General features: G+C 64.1%; 20 protein-coding genes and 1 other RNA gene. 8 read left to right on the top strand and 13 right to left on the bottom strand.

Annotated elements, in window-relative coordinates:
* Positions 1-19: 19 nt before the first annotated feature.
* From hflC to EDE08_RS16300, 10 genes are all read right to left on the bottom strand, one after another.
* Complete coding sequence (gene hflC / locus EDE08_RS16345) at positions 20-916, bottom strand: protease modulator HflC (RefSeq protein ID WP_131869809.1); 897 nt, start codon at positions 914-916, stop codon at positions 20-22.
* Entirely contained in the window at positions 913-2049 is a 1137-nt protein-coding gene (gene hflK, locus EDE08_RS16340; protein WP_131869808.1) for an FtsH protease activity modulator HflK, read from the bottom strand. Before hflK ends, hflC begins: the two co-directional genes overlap by 4 nt.
* Before the next feature lie 153 nt (positions 2050-2202).
* A complete protein-coding gene (locus EDE08_RS16335) occupies positions 2203-2712 on the bottom strand; it encodes a dihydrofolate reductase (protein WP_131869807.1) in 510 nt (169 codons plus the stop codon).
* Positions 2712-3197: a GNAT family N-acetyltransferase gene (locus EDE08_RS16330; RefSeq protein ID WP_131869806.1), complete on the bottom strand. Its 486-nt coding sequence runs from the start codon at positions 3195-3197 to the stop codon at positions 2712-2714. Before EDE08_RS16330 ends, EDE08_RS16335 begins: the two co-directional genes overlap by 1 nt.
* A 5-nt stretch (positions 3198-3202) precedes the next feature.
* Positions 3203-3997, bottom strand: coding sequence for a thymidylate synthase (locus tag EDE08_RS16325; RefSeq protein WP_131869805.1), 795 nt, complete (start codon positions 3995-3997; stop codon positions 3203-3205).
* A 188-nt stretch (positions 3998-4185) separates the two neighbouring features.
* Positions 4186-5166 carry a tripartite tricarboxylate transporter substrate binding protein BugD gene (locus EDE08_RS16320; RefSeq protein ID WP_131869804.1) on the bottom strand — a complete coding sequence of 327 codons (981 nt, stop codon included), beginning with the start codon at positions 5164-5166 and terminating at the stop codon, positions 4186-4188.
* A 148-nt stretch (positions 5167-5314) separates the two neighbouring features.
* On the bottom strand, positions 5315-6829 hold the full coding sequence (locus EDE08_RS16315) for a tripartite tricarboxylate transporter permease (RefSeq protein ID WP_131869803.1): 1515 nt from the start codon (positions 6827-6829) through the stop codon (positions 5315-5317).
* A gap of 7 nt (positions 6830-6836) precedes the next feature.
* A complete protein-coding gene (locus EDE08_RS16310) occupies positions 6837-7598 on the bottom strand; it encodes a tripartite tricarboxylate transporter TctB family protein (protein ID WP_131869802.1) in 762 nt (253 codons plus the stop codon).
* Between the two features lie 94 nt (positions 7599-7692).
* A complete protein-coding gene (locus EDE08_RS16305) occupies positions 7693-8223 on the bottom strand; it encodes a chromate transporter (protein WP_131869801.1) in 531 nt (176 codons plus the stop codon).
* On the bottom strand, positions 8220-8816 hold the full coding sequence (locus tag EDE08_RS16300) for a chromate transporter (protein WP_131869800.1): 597 nt from the start codon (positions 8814-8816) through the stop codon (positions 8220-8222). Before EDE08_RS16300 ends, EDE08_RS16305 begins: the two co-directional genes overlap by 4 nt.
* 84 nt (positions 8817-8900) lie before the next feature.
* On the opposite strand from EDE08_RS16300, the gene ssrA reads away from it, so the two are divergent.
* The 8 genes from ssrA (at position 8901) to EDE08_RS16260 (ending at position 15099) form a co-directional block, all read left to right on the top strand.
* Positions 8901-9266, top strand: a transfer-messenger RNA (tmRNA) gene (gene ssrA / locus EDE08_RS16295).
* Positions 9267-9381: 115 nt separating this feature from the next.
* Entirely contained in the window at positions 9382-9900 is a 519-nt protein-coding gene (locus tag EDE08_RS16290; protein ID WP_131869799.1) for an SspB family protein, read from the top strand.
* 88 nt (positions 9901-9988) lie between these two features.
* Positions 9989-11416, top strand: a complete 1428-nt coding sequence (gene fumC / locus EDE08_RS16285) for a class II fumarate hydratase (protein WP_131869889.1) — start codon at positions 9989-9991, stop codon at positions 11414-11416.
* 278 nt (positions 11417-11694) lie between these two features.
* Positions 11695-11883 carry a DUF4169 family protein gene (locus EDE08_RS16280; RefSeq protein ID WP_028177109.1) on the top strand — a complete coding sequence of 63 codons (189 nt, stop codon included), beginning with the start codon at positions 11695-11697 and terminating at the stop codon, positions 11881-11883.
* Positions 11880-12131, top strand: a complete 252-nt coding sequence (locus tag EDE08_RS16275) for a ribbon-helix-helix domain-containing protein (RefSeq protein WP_025038043.1) — start codon at positions 11880-11882, stop codon at positions 12129-12131. The genes EDE08_RS16280 and EDE08_RS16275 overlap by 4 nt, the downstream gene beginning before the upstream one ends.
* Before the next feature lie 115 nt (positions 12132-12246).
* Complete coding sequence (locus EDE08_RS16270; RefSeq protein ID WP_061879324.1) at positions 12247-12522, top strand: FeoA family protein; 276 nt, start codon at positions 12247-12249, stop codon at positions 12520-12522.
* Between the two features lie 35 nt (positions 12523-12557).
* Positions 12558-14426, top strand: coding sequence for a ferrous iron transporter B (gene feoB / locus EDE08_RS16265; protein ID WP_131869798.1), 1869 nt, complete (start codon positions 12558-12560; stop codon positions 14424-14426).
* 175 nt (positions 14427-14601) lie between these two features.
* Positions 14602-15099 (top strand): GNAT family N-acetyltransferase, encoded by a 498-nt coding sequence (locus tag EDE08_RS16260; protein ID WP_165935972.1) that lies wholly within the window; start codon positions 14602-14604, stop codon positions 15097-15099.
* A 93-nt stretch (positions 15100-15192) separates the two neighbouring features.
* Here the strand turns inward: EDE08_RS16260 and EDE08_RS16255 are convergent, their stop codons facing one another.
* From EDE08_RS16255 to EDE08_RS16245, 3 genes are all read right to left on the bottom strand, one after another.
* Positions 15193-15678 carry a YkgB family protein gene (locus tag EDE08_RS16255; RefSeq protein ID WP_131869796.1) on the bottom strand — a complete coding sequence of 162 codons (486 nt, stop codon included), beginning with the start codon at positions 15676-15678 and terminating at the stop codon, positions 15193-15195.
* A gap of 236 nt (positions 15679-15914) precedes the next feature.
* A complete protein-coding gene (locus EDE08_RS16250; protein ID WP_131869795.1) occupies positions 15915-16232 on the bottom strand; it encodes a hypothetical protein in 318 nt (105 codons plus the stop codon).
* Positions 16233-16247: 15 nt separating this feature from the next.
* Positions 16248-16718 carry a DUF302 domain-containing protein gene (locus EDE08_RS16245; RefSeq protein WP_131869794.1) on the bottom strand — a complete coding sequence of 157 codons (471 nt, stop codon included), beginning with the start codon at positions 16716-16718 and terminating at the stop codon, positions 16248-16250.
* Between the last annotated feature and the right edge of the window lies 1 nt (position 16719).

The following is a 16719-nucleotide window of genomic DNA, read 5'->3' as shown; positions in this document are numbered from 1 at the left end:
CCGGCCGCCCTTGTCTAGCTTACGGCTTCGCCGGCGTCTCATTTGCCATCTTGCCCGACGGATTACTGAAGTACCGGAAGAAATCCGAGTCCGGCCGCAGCAGGAAGCGGGTGTCGTTCGAACGCAGCCCGTTCTCATAGGCCGTCATCGACCGGTAGAAGGCGAAGAAGTCGGCGTCCTTGCTGTAGGCTTCCGCAAACAGGCGGTTGCGCTCGGCATCGCCCGCACCGCGGGTCTGCTCGGCCTGCGAATTGGCCTCCGCGACGATGACGGTGGCCTCGCGATCGGCCTTGGACTTGATCTCCTGCGCCTTCTGTCCACCCTGCGCACGGAACTCGGCGGCCTCGCGCTCACGCTCCGTCTTCATGCGCTGGTAGACCGCCTGGCTATTCTGCTCCGGCAGGTCGGCACGGCGGATCCGGACGTCGACGACCTCGATGCCGTAGCCGTCGGCCTCGCGATCGAGCTGGTCGCGAATGCGCTGCATCAGCTTCTCGCGGTCGTCGCGCACCACGTTGATGAAGGTGACCTCGCCGAGCACGCGGCGCAGCGCCGCGTTCAGGAGCGTGGTGAGCTGGACGTTGGCAGCCTGGATCGAGCCGATGCTCTGATAGAAGCGCAACGCATCCTTGATGCGGTAGCGCGCGAAGGCGTCGACCACGAGCCGCTTCTGGTCGGACGCGATCGCTTCCTGCGACGGATTCTCCAGGTCGAGGATCCGCTTGTCGATCTTGATCACCGAATTCCACGGCGCCTTGAAATGCAGGCCGGGCGCGGTGACGACGTCGACGGGCCTGCCGAACTGGAGCACGATGGTCTGCTCGGTCTGCTGCACCGTAAACAGCGACATGTAGGCCACGATCACGACCAGAAGCAGCCCGAGCAGCGTGACGAAACCTGTAACCGGCGACCTCATCGGCTGCCTCCGCTCGACTGCGGACCGGTGGTAGGCGGCCGCTTGGTCGTCAGTTCGGGAAGCGGCAGATAGGGCACGATGCCCTGCCCCGAGGCGCCGCCGTCATAGACGAGCTTGTCGGCGCCGCCGAGCACGCGCTCCATCGTCTCCAGATAGATCCGTTCACGCGTCACGTCGGGCGCCTTCTTGTATTCCTCGTAAACCTTCAGAAAGCGCGCGCTCTGGCCCCTGGCCTCGGCGACCGCCTGCTCCTTGTAGCCCTCGGCAGCCTGCAGGATCTGCGCGGCACGGCCGCGCGCCTGGGGGATCACCTGGTTGGCGTAAGTCTGCGCTTCGTTCTGCAGCTGCTCGAGATTGGCGCGCGCTGCCTGCACGTCGCGGAAGGCGTCGATCACCTGCGCCGGCGGATCCACCTTCTGCATCTGCACCTGGCTGATCTGGATGCCCGCGCCGTAGCTGTCCAGCGTCCTCTGGATCAGTTCGTGCACGTTCTGCTCGGTGACGTTCCGCGCGCCGGTCAGGATCGGCTGGATCTGCGAGCGGCCGATCACCTCGCGCATCGCGCTCTCGGCGACCGCCTTGACCGTGCCTTCGGGGTTCTGGATGTTGAAGAGGAAGTCGCCGACGCCGTCCGGCTTGATGCGCCAGAGCACGGTGAAGTCGACGTCGACGATGTTCTCGTCGCCGGTCAGCATCAGGCTCTCTTCCGGCACGTCACGAACCGAGCGGCCGCGCCGCGCCGGATCGTCGATCAGCGTCATGCCGATGGAGATGGTGTTGACGCGCAGAGCCTTCGGCAGCAGCACGGTCTCGATCGGGTAGGGCAGGTGATAGTTCAGGCCCGGCTGCACGGTGCGGACATGCTTGCCGAAGCGCAGCACGACACCGAGCTCTTCGGACTGCACGCGGAAGAAGCCCGACAGCAGCCAGACTGCCACAATCAGCAGGATGATCAGCGTGATTCCGATGCCGGAGAAATAGCCGCCCGGCATGATCTGCTGGAGGCGGTCCTGGCCGCGCCGCAGAAGGTCTTCCAGATCCGGCGGCCTCGGCCCGACCGGTTGCGGGCCTGAGCCCCATGGTCCCTTTGGACCCGAGCCCCACGGGCCACCGCCCTGATTCTTCCACGGCATTCGACGCTCTCCTCGGCAGGGTGGAATTGCCCCCGCCCGCTTTCTCCGGTCCGGCTTTATAGGGGACAGGCAGGTCCCTTACAACGCAGCCCGGGTCGTCTTCCGAGCTATGCTCGGGCACGAAAAAGTCAATGTAAACATTGGCGAATGCGGTTAATGGCCCGCCCGCCGACGATATGTCACATAGGAGAAGTCGGCGCTGTCATCGGGTCCGGCAGGATGACGTATGCGCGCCGTCTCCTCCCACCCGGCCTTGTCGATGTCGAAATGCGTATCGCCTTCGGGCCGCGCATGCACTTCGGTGATTTCGAGACGATCGGCGCGATCGAGCCATTGCCGATAGATCTCGGCGCCGCCGATCACGGCGATCTCAGTGACCGAACGTCGCAGGGCATCGCCGCGCGCGACCGCCTCCGCATCCGGAGCCGACGTCGTGACGACGGCACCAGCGGCACGATAAGCCGCATCGCGCGTGATCACGATGTTGGTGCGGCCCGGCAGCGGCCGGCGCAGGGATTCGAAGGTCTTGCGGCCCATGATCACCGGCTTGCCGATCGTGAGCGCCTTGAAGCGGGCCATGTCGGATTTCAATCGCCACGGGATGGCGCTGCCGGCGCCGATGACGCCGTTCTCCGCAATAGCAACGACGAAGACGATCTCCATCAGGGCGTGTTCCCGGCAAGCCGCGTCAGCGCAGGCCCGGTGACGCGGCACAGCGTCCAGTCGTCCATCATGACGGCACCGAGCGACTTGTAGAACGCGATCGACGGCGCGTTCCAGTCAAGCACCGCCCATTGCAGGCGCGACCAGCCGTTCTCGATGCATTCCCTGGCGAGATAGACCAGCAGCGCCTTGCCCAGGCCCCTGCCCCGATGCGACGGCCGCACATAGAGATCTTCGAGATAGATGCCGTGGCGGCCGCTGAAGGTGGAAAAATTCGCAAACCACACCGCGAAGCCGACCGGCTCACCTTTCCATTCGGCGATCGCGCAATAGAGTTGCGGCCTATCACCGAACAGCGCGTCGTTGATGTCAGCCTCGGTCGCCTCCACCTCGTGCGAGAGCTTTTCGTATTCGGCAAGCTCGCGGATGAAGGACAGAACGAGGCCGGCTTCTCCAGCCTGGGCACGACGGATGGCCAACGACATCTGCGCTAGACCGCGACTTCCGCCTTAATATGTGGATGCGGATCGTAGCCGACGAGCTCGAAATCCTCGAAGCGGAAGGAGAAGATGTCCTTTACAGCAGGGTCGATACGCATCAACGGCAGCGAGCGCGGCGCGCGGGTGAGCTGGAGCTTCGCCTGCTCCAGATGGTTGGAATAGAGATGGGTATCGCCGAGCGAGTGCACGAAGTCGCCTGGCTTCAGCCCGGTAACCTGCGCCACCATCATGGTGAGCAGCGCATAGGAGGCGATGTTGAAGGGCACGCCGAGGAAGACGTCGGCGGAGCGCTGATAAAGCTGGCACGACAGTTTGCCGTTCGCGACATAGAACTGGAACAGCAGGTGGCAGGGCGGTAGCGCCATCTTCTCGACGTCGGCCGGATTCCAGGCGGTGACGATCAGCCGGCGGGAATCGGGAGTGCGCTTAATCATGTCGACGACATTGGCGATCTGGTCGATGCTGCGCCCGTCGGCCGTGGGCCAGGAGCGCCATTGATGGCCGTACACCGGGCCGAGATCACCATTGGCGTCCGCCCATTCGTCCCAGATGGTGACGCCGTTGTCGCGCAGATATTTGATGTTGGTGTCGCCCTTCAGGAACCACAACAGCTCGTGCACGATCGCCTTTAGCGGCAGCCGCTTGGTGGTCAGCATCGGGAAGCCGGCGGACAGATTGAACCGCATCTGGTGGCCGAACACGGAAAGCGTGCCGGTACCGGTCCGGTCGGTCTTCTCGGCGCCGTCGGAAAGAATCCGCTCGAGCAGGTCCTGATACTGGTGCATGTGCCAAAAACCTTAGGAAGACGGCAGCCTCTGGGGGAAGCGGCGAAGTTAACGGCCGCCCCCATGCTACGACAGCAGCGATTCGCTGTCTGTGGCGATTATACCCGGAAAAATGAGCGGTCCCGGCACAAACGACAAGGGCGGAACCTGCGTCCCGCCCTTCCGGCCTATCAGCTTGATCGCATTGCCTAAGTTGCCGGCTTGAGCACCGGGGTCCACTTCGCGATCTCGCCCTTGACGAGGGCGGCCAGCGATTCCGGCGTCCGTTCGGCAGCACTTGGGATAACGCTGCCGAGCTCGAGCAAGCGCTTGCGCACGGTCTCGTCATCGAGCGCCTTGACCCCCGCAGCGTTCAGGCTGGCGACGATCGCGGGCGAGGTTCCCTTGGGCGCGAATATCGCGTTCCAGGCCTGGGCCTGGAACTTCGGCAGGCCCGCTTCGGTCGTCGTCGGCACGTTCGGCAGCGACGGATTGCGCTCCGGCGTTGCGATCGCATAGGCCTTGATGGTGCCGGCGTTGATCTGCGGCACGGCGTTGACGATCTGGTCGCACATGTAATCAACCTGGCCCGCCACCAGCGCGTTCATCGCAGGGCCGGTGCCGTTGAAGGGCACACCGACCGGCTTGATGTCGAGGATCGAGTGCAGCAATTCGCAGGAGACATGCGACACGGAGCCGACGCCGGCATGTGCGGCGTTCACCTTCTCGGCGTTCGCCTTCACATAGGCGACGAACTCCTTCAGGTCCTTCGGTGGAAAGTCCTTGCGCGCGAGGATCAGGATCGGCGTGCCCGCGAGCAGCGCGATGGGCTCGAAGTCCTTCTCGGGATGGTAGGCGAGCTTCGGATAGAGCGGCACCGATGCGGCATGCGTGCCCATATGCCCGGTGATCAGCGTATAGCCGTCATTGGCCGCGCGCGCGGCGCGCGTGGTCGCGGTGGTGCCGCCGGCACCGACGACGTTCTCGATGATGATGCTTTGTCCCAGCGTCTGCGCCATGTGCGAGGTGACGATGCGCGCGACGACGTCGGTTGGCCCGCCGGCCGCAAACGGCACGATCATGGTGATGCTGCGCGTCGGATAGGTCTGCGCTTCGGCCGGTGTAACAAAGGCGCCCAGCGAGGCGAGCGCCGCGGCACATGCGCCCGCGAGCGCGCGAATAAAGGTCATGTCGATCCCCTGTAGTCCCCTTGGCTATACACAAATGCCGGCCAAGAGACCGGCATTTTCACTTCACGAAGCCGTCACACAAGTCGATTCGACTTTCGAATGCGGCACGCCGACGCAGGACCCGAGCCGACGCAAGGCGCAGGCGACCTCAGTTCTCGGACTCCGTGAACACCTCGTCGCGCTTGGCGCGCAACACCGGTAGCACGGTGAGGATCAAGAGGCTCGCCGCGACCGCAAGCAGCACCGCCGACAACGGGCGCGTGACGAACACGCTCCAGTCACCGCGCGAGATCAGCAGCGCACGGCGCAGGTTCTCTTCCATCAGCGGTCCGAGCACCATGCCGAGCAGCAGTGGCGCCGGCTCGAAATCGTGCTTGATCAGCCAATATCCGACCAAACCGAACACGCCTGCGAGGATGACGTCGACCGGCGCGTTGTTCACCGAATAGATGCCGATCGCGCAGAAGATCACGATCGAGGGGAACATCAGCCGGTACGGCACGCGCAGCAGCCGCACCCAGATGCCGACCAGCGGCAGGTTGATGATGATCAGCATCAGATTGCCGATCCACATCGAAGCGATCATGCCCCAGACGAGATCCGGCTGCTTCTGCATTACCTGCGGACCCGGCACGATGCCGTGAATCGTCATCGCGCCCACCATCAGCGCCATCACCGCGTTCGGCGGGATGCCGAGCGTGAGCAGCGGGATGAACGAGGTCTGCGCCGCTGCGTTGTTGGCGCTCTCCGGCCCCGCCACGCCCTCGATCGCGCCGCGACCGAACCGCGACGGGTTCTTGGCGAGCTTCTTCTCGAGCGTATAGGCCGCGAACGACGAAATCACGGCGCCGCCGCCAGGCAGGATGCCGAGGATCGAGCCGAGCACGGTGCCGCGCAGGATCGGCGGCGTCGCATCGCGCAGATCCTTTCTGGTCGGCATCAGGCCGGTGATCTTCTGCTGCACGAGATCGCGGTTCATCTCGGCGCCATGGTCGAGATTGCGGATGATCTCGGCAAAACCGAACACGCCCATCGCCACGGTCGCAAAGCCGAGACCGTCGGCGAGCTCGGGAATGTTGAAGGCCATGCGCGAGGCGCCGGTCTCGATGTCCGAGCCGACCATCGACAGCAGCAGGCCGAACACGATCATCGCGATCGCCTTCAGCACGGAGCCCTTGGCCAGCACGACCGCGAAGATCAGGCCGAGCACCATCAGCGAGAAATATTCGGCCGGGCCAAACGCCAACGCGAGCTTCGTGAGCGGCGCACCGAGGATGGCAATCAGGACCGTCGCGACGCAGCCGGCGAAGAACGAGCCGATCGCGGCGATCGCCAGTGCCGGGCCGGCACGGCCCTGCTTGGCCATCTGGTGACCGTCGATGGCGGTGACGACCGATGTTGCCTCGCCGGGTATGTTGACCAGGATCGACGTGGTCGAGCCGCCGTACTGGGCACCATAATAGATGCCGGCGAGCATGATCAACGCGCCGACCGGCGGCAGTCCGAAGGTGATCGGCAGCAGCATCGCGACCGTCGCAATGGTGCCGATGCCCGGCAGCACGCCGACCAGCGTGCCGACGAGGGCGCCGATCAGGCACATCAGGAGGTTGATCGGAGAGAAGGCGACGGTGAAGCCGAGAGCGAGGTTGGCAAAAATATCCATTACGCCCTCACTGGTTCAGGAAACGCGGATACATCGGCATCGGCAGCCCGAGCACGTAGGGAAACAGGATGGCGCAGCCGACCGTCAGGCAGGCGCCGACGATCACCGCTTCCAGCCACCGCGTCTCGTGCGAGCCCGTCGCTGCAATCATGAAGCTCGAAAAGGCCGTAACCACGAGGCCGAGCGATCGAATCGACAGGGCGAAGAAGAGGATCGCGGCCACCACGAACAGCGGTCCGCGCCAGGAGTAATGGGCCATCGGCGGCCCATCGGTGAGAAGACCGGTCAGGGCAATGCCGGCGGACAAGGCAACCAGCAGCCCGCCGAACATGCGCGGCGCGGTGCCCGCGCCGAAGGAGAAGCCCCGCATGCCCTGCAAGTCGCTCCCTGCCCACAAAGCGAATAGAGCAAGCGCCATGAGAACGACGCCGCCGACATAGTCTTGCGCCGAGCGGATCGTCATGAACAGCGTGAGGATCGCCACCACGAACAGCGGATAGGAATAGATCAGCGCCAGCAGCACCTCGGACGACATCTTCTTGGTGCCACTGCCCAACGAGCCGAAGATGGCACTGGGCGCACCGGCGAGCAGCGCCGTCACGTGGCTGGTGATCACCGTCACCGGGCCGCGGCCGGCCCCCCAGCCGAAGATCGTTCCGATCGACCAGATCAATTCGAAGATCTGCGGCGCAATCGCCAGCAGACAAAAGCCAACCGCCAACCGGGTATTTCGGGTGGCTGTCGCTGAACGGCCCATCGTCTCGGCCATGCCTGTCTCCTCCGCGACCGTAAGTCACGAGCACTGTTGTTCTAAATCGGCTGGAACTGGGTCCCCCGCCCGGATCACTGCCTAGCGATTTTCATCACACAATGCCAGCAAAACCCAACATGCCCCCGGCGAGCAGGAGCCACAGTGGATTGACCCGCGAGACGGATGCCACCACCGCAACCATTGCGGTCAGAAGCAATGCAGCAATACTGCGATCGGTGGACTGGGCCAGGATCAGGGCACTCGCCGCCATCAAACCAATCGAGAGCGGAACCAGTGCAGCCTGGATCAGGCCGGGCCAGCGCGATTGGCTGGGGCGATTCAGGAGCCGGCTGACATAATAGGCAAGCAGCGCCGTCGGCAGGCACATCGCCAGCGTCGCCGCCAGCGCACCGGGGACGCCGGCCACGGCATAGCCGATTAACGTCACGATAAGCACGTTCGGACCTGGCGAGAGCTGCGCGATCGCATAGGCGTCCGCGAACTGCTTGTCGGTCATCCAGTGATTCACCTCCACCGCGATCCGGTGCATCTCGGGCACCGCTGCCGCGGCCCCACCAACGGCAAATAGCGACATCAGACCGAAGGTGGAGATCAGCGACCAGATCGGGCTGTGGCCGGTCATGCTGCTACTTTCCGCCGCAGGAAATAAGTGAGGCCGATACTGATGGGGATCGCGATCAGCAGCACCGCCTGGAGCGGCAGGCGAAGCACGCCGATGGCGAGGAACACGCCGAGCATCAGGATCACCGCGAAGGGATCCGCCCGCTTGAGCAGGGGCATCATCATGCGGAAGACCACGGCGATCAAGAGGCCGACCGCCGCGCAGGAGATGCCGGCAAGGATGCGGCGCAGCACCTCGAGATCGCCGAAACGGGCGTAAGCGATCGCAAGCGCCGTCATGATCAGCGTCGGCGGCAGCAACAACCCGGCAAAGGCGGCAACGCCGCCGGCGATGCCGCGCAGCCGCGATCCGAACACCATCGACAGATTGACGATGTTGGGCCCGGGCAGGAAGTGGCAGAGCGCAAAGGTTTCGTTGAACTCGTCCGCCGTCATCCAGCGGTGCTGCTCGACGATCGCTCGCCGGGCAAACACCAGGACTCCGCCGAAACCCGCCAGCGACATCCTGGCGAAGGCCAGAAACAGCGCGACCAGACTTGGCGGTGCGGTGGCGAGATCCGGCTCTTGGACGGCCGGTGCTGAACCCGAAGACATGGCAGGAGCTTAGAACGAGGGTCGCGCCGTGGCCAAGACGATCCGGAACCTATCCAAAGGGAACCGCAGCCAATCCGCTCGAAACCCCTGTTTTTCGAAAGCTTTGCGTCCTATATTGGGAGTGCCGGTTCGCCGGCTATGGAAATAAACGGTCGTCGCAATAAACCATTCGGACCCGGGGGCGGTACCCGGCGCCTCCACCAAAGCCCACCATCGGGCAGTCCCGAAGCGGGCTTTGGCGGGGGCGAAATAGGATCGACGAGGGCGTAAAGGGCGTACTTTTTCCCGGTATTGTTCCGCCGTTATCGGGCTACTGCAATAGTTGCCAACGACAACTTTGCTCCGGTTGCTCAGGCTGCGTAACGCAGTTTGAAAGACCACTCTAAAGTCCTAGCGGGTTAAGCTCCGCTAGGCGGGGTTCGGAGGCACCTGGCAACAGAAGCCTCCACTTAACTCTTTCATTTCTTCCCGGCGGGGACTCCTGCTCACCCGTCAGGCGCGGTACTATCGCGGCTTGGCGAGTCGGGCCGGCAGGGTCCGGCTTCGGGGATGCAACAGGACCACCATGGCGACCGATCATATCCGATATGATGTGCTGGCCCGCGACGCGCTGCGCGGCGTGCTGCGGAAGGTGCTGACCGATGCCGCGGCCCATGGCCTGCCGGGCGAGCACCATTTCTTCATCACCTTCGTGTCGAAGGCCGAGGGCGTGAAGCTGTCGCCGCGGCTGCTCGCGCAATACCCGGAAGAGATGACGATCATCCTCCAGCACCAGTTCTGGGACCTGACCGTGCTCGAGGACCGCTTCGAGGTCGGCCTGTCCTTTGGCGGCATTCCGGAGCGGCTGGTGGTGCCGTTCAGTGCCATCAAGAGCTTCCTCGATCCGTCCGTGAAGTTCGGCCTCCAGTTCGACACCTCCGACGTCGCCGAGGTCGCGCCCGAGACTTTGCCTGCAGCGCCCGCGCCGTCGGCTGTATCGGTCCCGGCACCTGCGACCGAGACAGCGGAAGCCGCCGACGAGCCGACCCCGCCGAGCCAGGGCGGCGCCGAAGTCGTGCGGCTCGATCGTTTCCGTAAGAAATGATCTAGGTTGGCCTCGAGCCCGTCGCACGCAGCCAAACTGCGTATATAGAGAAGCACATGAAATGGCCGTGCGGCTTTCGCGCGGCGGAATGGATGTGCTCATGGCCAAGAAGACCCGCCCCTCAAGCTCCGCGACCCGCATCGAAACCGACAGCTTCGGTCCGATCGAGGTCCCCGCCGACCGCTATTGGGGGGCCCAGACCGAACGCTCGCGCCAGAATTTTCGCATCGGCACCGATCGCATGCCGATCTCGCTGGTTCATGCTCTCGGCATCGTCAAGCTCGCTGCGGCGCAGTCCAATCTCGAGCTCGGCCTGCTCGACCGGCGCCGGGCGGGCGCCATCATCCGCGCCGCGCGCGAGGTGATCGAAGGCAGGCTGGACGATCATTTTCCGCTTATCGTGTGGCAGACCGGCTCCGGCACGCAGAGCAACATGAACCTCAACGAGGTGATCGCCAACCGCGCCAATGAGCTGCTCGGCGGCGAGCTCGGCGCCAAGAAGCCGGTGCACCCCAACGACCACGTCAACATGAGCCAGTCGTCGAACGACTCGTTTCCCACCGCGATGCACATCGCGGCTGCAAGCCGCATCAATGCCGATCTCGTCCCTGCCCTCGGCGAATTGCTGCGTGCGCTGCGCAAGAAGGAGAAGGAGTTCGCAAGGATCGTCAAGATCGGTCGCACCCACACCCAGGATGCGACGCCCCTGACGCTGGGCCAGGAATTTTCCGGCTATGCCGCGCAGGTCGAAAGCGGCATCGCCCGGCTCAAGGTCGCGGTGAAGGACCTCTATCCGCTGGCGCAGGGCGGCACCGCCGTCGGCACCGGCCTCAACTCGAAGCCGCGCTTTGCAAAACTGTTCGCAAAGCATGTTGCCCGCATCACGAAGCTGCCGTTCACCAGCGCCGCCAACAAATTCGAGGCGCTGGCCTCGAACGACGCCTATGTGCTGGCGCACGGCGCCATCAATTCGGTCGCGACCGGCCTGTTCAAGATCGCCAACGACATCCGGCTGCTCGGCTCCGGCCCGCGTTCGGGCCTCGGCGAGCTGATCCTGCCGGAGAACGAGCCGGGCTCCTCGATCATGCCCGGCAAGGTCAATCCGACCCAATGCGAGGCGATGACCATGGTGTGCTGCCAGGTGTTCGGCAATCACACCGCCATCACCGTCGCCGGCAGCCAGGGCCATTTCGAGCTCAACGTCTACAAGCCCGTGCTCGCCTACAACATGCTGCACTCGATCCGCCTGATGGCGGATGCCGCACGCTCCTTCACCGAACATTGCGTCAGCGGCATCCGCGCCGACGAAAAGCGCATCAAGGAGCTGATGGAGCGCTCGTTGATGCTGGTCACGGCGCTGGCCCCGAAGATCGGCTACGACAACGCGGCAAAGGTCGCCAAGACGGCGCATGCCAACGGCACCACGCTGAAGGAGGAGGCGCTGCGGCTCGGCTTCGTCTCGGCCGACGAGTTCGACCGTCTGGTACGCCCCGAGAAGATGACCAGCCCGGGATAGATTTCCGAATTCCGACAGCCATCCGTAATGATACGGAGCCTCGGCCCTCCAGAAATATGCGGTTTTGGGGGAGGGATTTGATTACCGTCAATGTTACGGCGGAGCGGCGTGTTACGCAGCTCTACTGCCCTCGACGGGCGAAATTCATCGTTTGATGGCCCGATGGGCCGATTGACGAGGACGAGCGAATGGCGATCAAGTCTTTCGGGGCGCAACGCGGCACCCTGTTTCTGAATGTTTCATCCTGCCTAGCGAGGATCGGATGATGGAGACACGGCATGGGGAACGTCATCAACCTGAATCGATTCAGGAAGCGCGCCGAGCGGGAAGCCTCGGCGAAGCAGGCGGACGCCAACCGGGCGAAATTCGGTCGCACGAAGGCGGCCCGCTCGGCGGAGGAGAAGCGGGCGGACCAGGCCAAGGAGCATCTGGACCAGCACCGGATCGATCACGAGGAGCAGCCATGAAGTCGCCCGTCGTGAAACGGTCGATCGTCGTCGCCGGCCACAAGACCAGCGTCAGCCTGGAAGAGGCGTTCTGGAACGGCATGAAGGAGATCTCCGGCCTGCGCAACATGACGTTGTCCGAGCTGGTCGGCGAGATCGACAACAACCGCCAGCAAGGCAATCTGTCTTCGGCGATCCGCCTCTTCGTCCTGGACTACTTCAAGAGCCGCGCCATGGCCGCCCAGCCGGACAAGGTCCCGGCCCAGTAGCCCTCCGGGGCGCCCACGACGGCACCCCGGCTGCAACACTTTAAAATCACTCTAAGGTGCAGCTTCCGCGGGCACGCGCGCTTGACCTCAATGCCTTGCGTTGAAAATACAGGGCATGACCGACACCACTGACACGCGTCCGCACATGCCGCTGGGTCTGGCCCAGCGCGGCTATACCGGCGTCATCCAGCACCTTTCCGCCAAGCAGGCGGGCTCGGCGCTCTCGGACGTCGAGCTCGAAAGCCGCCTGATCGAACTCGGCTTCGTCGAGGGCGCCCGGGTCGAGATCCTGCATGAGGGGCTGGTCGGGCGCGATCCGATCGCCGTACGGGTCGACAGCATCACCATCGCGGTCCGCCGTCGCGAAGCCATGGCCATCATCGTCGCCTAGATCGCGACGGGACGCCTCATCCGGGCCCTGATTACATGGAACTCCCCCTGCTGCATCTCGCCCTGGTGGGCACGCCGAACAGCGGCAAGACCTCGCTGTTCAACGCCCTGACCGGCAGCCGGCAGAAGGTCGCGAACTATCCCGGCGTCACGGTCGAGCGCAAGGAAGGCTTCTTCGTCACCCCCCTGGGACGCCAGGTCTCGGTGGTCGACCTGCCCGGCACCTATTCGCTGCGCGGCCGCAGCCCGGACGAGGAGATCACTCGCGACTTCGTGCTCGGCAAGGCCAGCGGCGAGACGGTGCCCGATCTCGTGCTGTGCGTCGCCGATTCCACCAATCTGCGCCTGACCATCCGCCTGCTGCTCGAGCTCAAGCGCACGGGACGGCCGATGATCCTCGTGCTCAACATGTTCGACATCGCGAGCCGTCGCGGCATCACCGTCGACGTCGAGCGGCTCGCCAAGGAGCTCGGCGTACCCGTGGTCACCTCGATCGCGGTGCGCAAGGGCGGCACGGCCGATCTGCTCCAGTTGACCGACGACATCTCGGCGAAGCTCGCCGAGCCGCAGGAGAACAGCTGGCGCGTGCTCAGCGTCAGCGAATTGCGCGCCACCCAGCGCGAGGCCGACCGCATCATCGCCGACTGCGTCAGCCTGCCTGCCAGACCCGACACCTGGACCGCGCGGATCGACGCGGTGGTGCTGCATCCGGTCGGCGGCCTGATCGTGCTCGCGCTGATCCTGTTCGTGATGTTCCAGGCGGTGTTCGCCTGGGCGCAGCCGCTGATGGACCTGCTCAATTCGGGCTTCGATGCCCTCGGCGAGTTCGTCCACGACACCCTGCCCGGCGGCCTGCTGCAGAGCTTCCTCCAGAACGGCGTGATCTCGGGCGTCGGCAGCGTGATCGTGTTCCTGCCGCAGATCATCATCATCTTCCTGTTCATCCTGCTGCTGGAAGATTTCGGCTACATGGCGCGCGCCGCCTTCCTGATGGACCGCATCATGGGCGGCGCAGGCCTGCACGGCCGCGCCTTCATTCCGCTGCTGTCGAGCTTTGCCTGCGCCATTCCCGGCATCATGGCGACGCGCGTGATCGACAACAAGCGCGACCGGCTGACCACGATCCTGATCGCGCCGCTGATGACCTGCTCGGCGCGCATTCCGGTCTACACGCTGATCATCTCCGCCTTCATTCCCGCGAAGGACGTTTGGGGCTTCATCAACCTCCAGGGGCTCGTGATGTTCGGCCTCTATGCCACCGGCATCGTCAGCGCGCTTGCCGTCTCGTTCGTGATCAAGTTCTTCATGATCCGCGACTTTGCGCCGGCGCCGTTCATGCTGGAACTGCCGGACTACAAGATGCCGCGGCTGAAATCGATCGCGATCGGGGTCTATACGCGCGCCAAGATGTTCCTGCACCGCGCCGGCACCACGATCTTCTCGATGATGGTGCTGATCTGGTTCCTGGCCTCGTTCCCGCAGCCGCCCGCGGGCGCGACCGAGCCGGCCATCGACTTCAGCCTGGCGGCGATGATCGGTAAGGCGCTCGCCCCGCTGCTCGCGCCGGTCGGCTTCAACTGGCAGATCGCGGTCGCCCTGATCCCGGGCATGGCGGCGCGCGAAGTCGCGGTCGCTGCCCTCGGCACCGTCTACGCCATCGAGGGCGGCAAGGAGGCGGCCGAGCAGATCGGCCAGGTGCTGGCGACGAAATGGTCGCTGGCGACCGCCCTGTCGATGCTCGCTTGGTACGTGTTCGCCCCGCAATGCGCCTCGACGCTGGCCGTGATCCGGCGCGAGACCGGAAGCTGGGCCTGGATGGCCGTGACCTTCGCCTACATGCTGGTGCTGGCCTATGCGGCGAGCCTCGTGACGTACAATGTCGCGGTCGCGCTGGGCGCGGGATGATCCCCCAAAACAAAACTGCGAAAACAACCCCATGCACAGTAGACCGTGGGTCGTGAAATCAATGACTTACGGATTATCCTAAGTCCGCTTGCGCCGTCGGGCAAAACAGCGGCATAATGGCATCATCGGCCCGCTACGGCATGGCGACCTTCTCGAAATGCATCCATCTGGCTCCATCGATCGCTTCGTCACCGAACGACTGACCGCCGAACGACTGCGCGAGGCCGATCTCGCAGATCTCGTCGCATTGCATCTCGATGCCGAGGTGTCCCGTCATCTCGGCGGCGTGCGCTCGGCCGAGACAACGAAGGAATATCTCGACGTCAACATGGCGCATTGGGACCGGTATGGCTTTGGGCTGTGGGCGCTGCGAACGAGCGACGGGGCGTTTGCAGGGCGGGCGGGCCTCCGGCACATCCTGGTGGATGACATCGACGAGATCGAGATCGCCTACGCATTCACGCGCAACCTCTGGGGCCGGGGACTTGCCGGTGAGATCGCGACCGCGATGACGCGCATCGGACTGGCACAGCTCGCGCTGACGTCCGTCGTCGGCATCGTCCATGTCGGGAACGGTGCATCCCGCCGCGTGCTGGAGAAATCGAACTACCTTCTCGAGCGGAGCACGAACCGCCACGGCGAGGATGTCGTGATTTACAGCATCCGGCGGTGAGGGCTCCCAGGGGGCTGGAAACCGATACGATTGCCATTCTCGAAGCTGAGCCCGGGCAACGGCCCGCTTCGCAAAAGACCTCGACGGCCTGACTCAGCCGGTGCGCAGCCGAACGAGCGATCGCGGCAGCGAGGTGAGAAACAGCACGACGCAAACACACAGCAGGACGATGTCCTTGAACAGGAACTCGCCGGTCAAATTCCACGCCATCGGATCGGATGACAGGCTCCAAGTCACGACCCCGGGCGTCGTGAAGAAGAACGACCATGTTATTGCGAAGGTCACGATACCCATGAACGAGCCGAGGGCAGACAGGATCGGGCTGAACGCGCCGGCTGCGAGCAGCGCCGCAATCACGAACTCGGAAACACCGAGAAAATAGGCCTCTCCCCTCAAGCCGAACACCGACAGCCAGGAGATGAACGGACTGTTCGTGATGAACTGGGCGATGCCCTGCGCCGATTGCAGCGTGAACTTCTGCATTCCGAACGACACGAAGATGATCACCATGACCCAGCGAAGAATGGCAAGAGGACGATAAGAACCCTCGCCATTCTCGGCGACGTTGAACCCGTTCATGTGACGATTTCTCCCGGCTACGCGTTCTTTGACTTGCGAACGAAATGTCCGCTGTAGGCTGTACGGCGGGGGAACCTGCCGCGTTACCGGCGGCATGGAGTTCCGCCGATCACAGCCGCGTGCAATGCGCGTACCCGCGTCGAAAATCCTGCCGCGCAAGATGAGCTTGATCCGACCCGTCCATGGAATCTAAACAGGAGCACGATGGGTATCGTCGCTCTCCCGGGCCCGGCCAGTCACTGCGGGTCACTGCGTCCATTCTCCGATTCGCTCTCCGGCTCCGGGATCAGCACCGCCGGTTCGTCATAGCCTTTGCGGCTGCTGTAGAACACCAGCGTCATCAGGCCGATTCCGACGACCAGCGAAAACATGACGCCGAGCACCAGCGCGAGGTAGCCTGCCGCCGGCACCTCGATATCCGTGCTGACCCAGCCGAGATAGCCGAGCACGACGGCGCCAACGAGCATCGCGCACAGCACCACGATGACCAGCCATCTGCCGAGCTTGCTCTGTTGCGGGCCGGACGGCGCCGGTTGCCCGTCTGTGTTGGTCATGGATCTCTCGTGAAGCTACGGCGCGGTTGCCTTGGTTGCGATCGCGTGCAGGGCCCCGGTCATTGCGGTGACGGCGGCCTTCGCCGGCTCGCCGACGCCGTGACGCCCCGCGAGATAGGCCGGATCGTTGTATGACAGCCAGGTCGCACCTTGCTCGTCCTGCCAGACCAGCGCCTTCAGCGGCAGGTCAATGCCGATGGTCTGCGCCTGCTGCATCAACAGGGTGCCGCCCTTGGCGTTGCCGAAGATGATGAGATCGGTCGGGCGCAGCGGCAGGCCGACCGCGGCGGCGCCCGCGGCGTGGTCGACATGGGCGAACACGGTGAGACCCTTCGCTCTCACTTCGGCCTCCAGCCGCTTCATGGTGTCTTCAGGCCCGAAACTGCTCCTGATGTTGATGAGTCCTTCTGCGGCCATTGCCTGTGTCTCCCATGAACATATCGCTACGATCAGAGCGAGGATCCTGATCAGTGCCGAAAGCTTCATG

The organism is Bradyrhizobium sp. R2.2-H (assembly GCF_004346455.1).
GTDB lineage: Bacteria > Pseudomonadota > Alphaproteobacteria > Rhizobiales > Xanthobacteraceae > Bradyrhizobium > Bradyrhizobium diversitatis.
The sequence above is the reverse complement of the archived record's forward strand: the minus strand, read 5'-3'. Positions and strand labels throughout refer to the sequence as shown.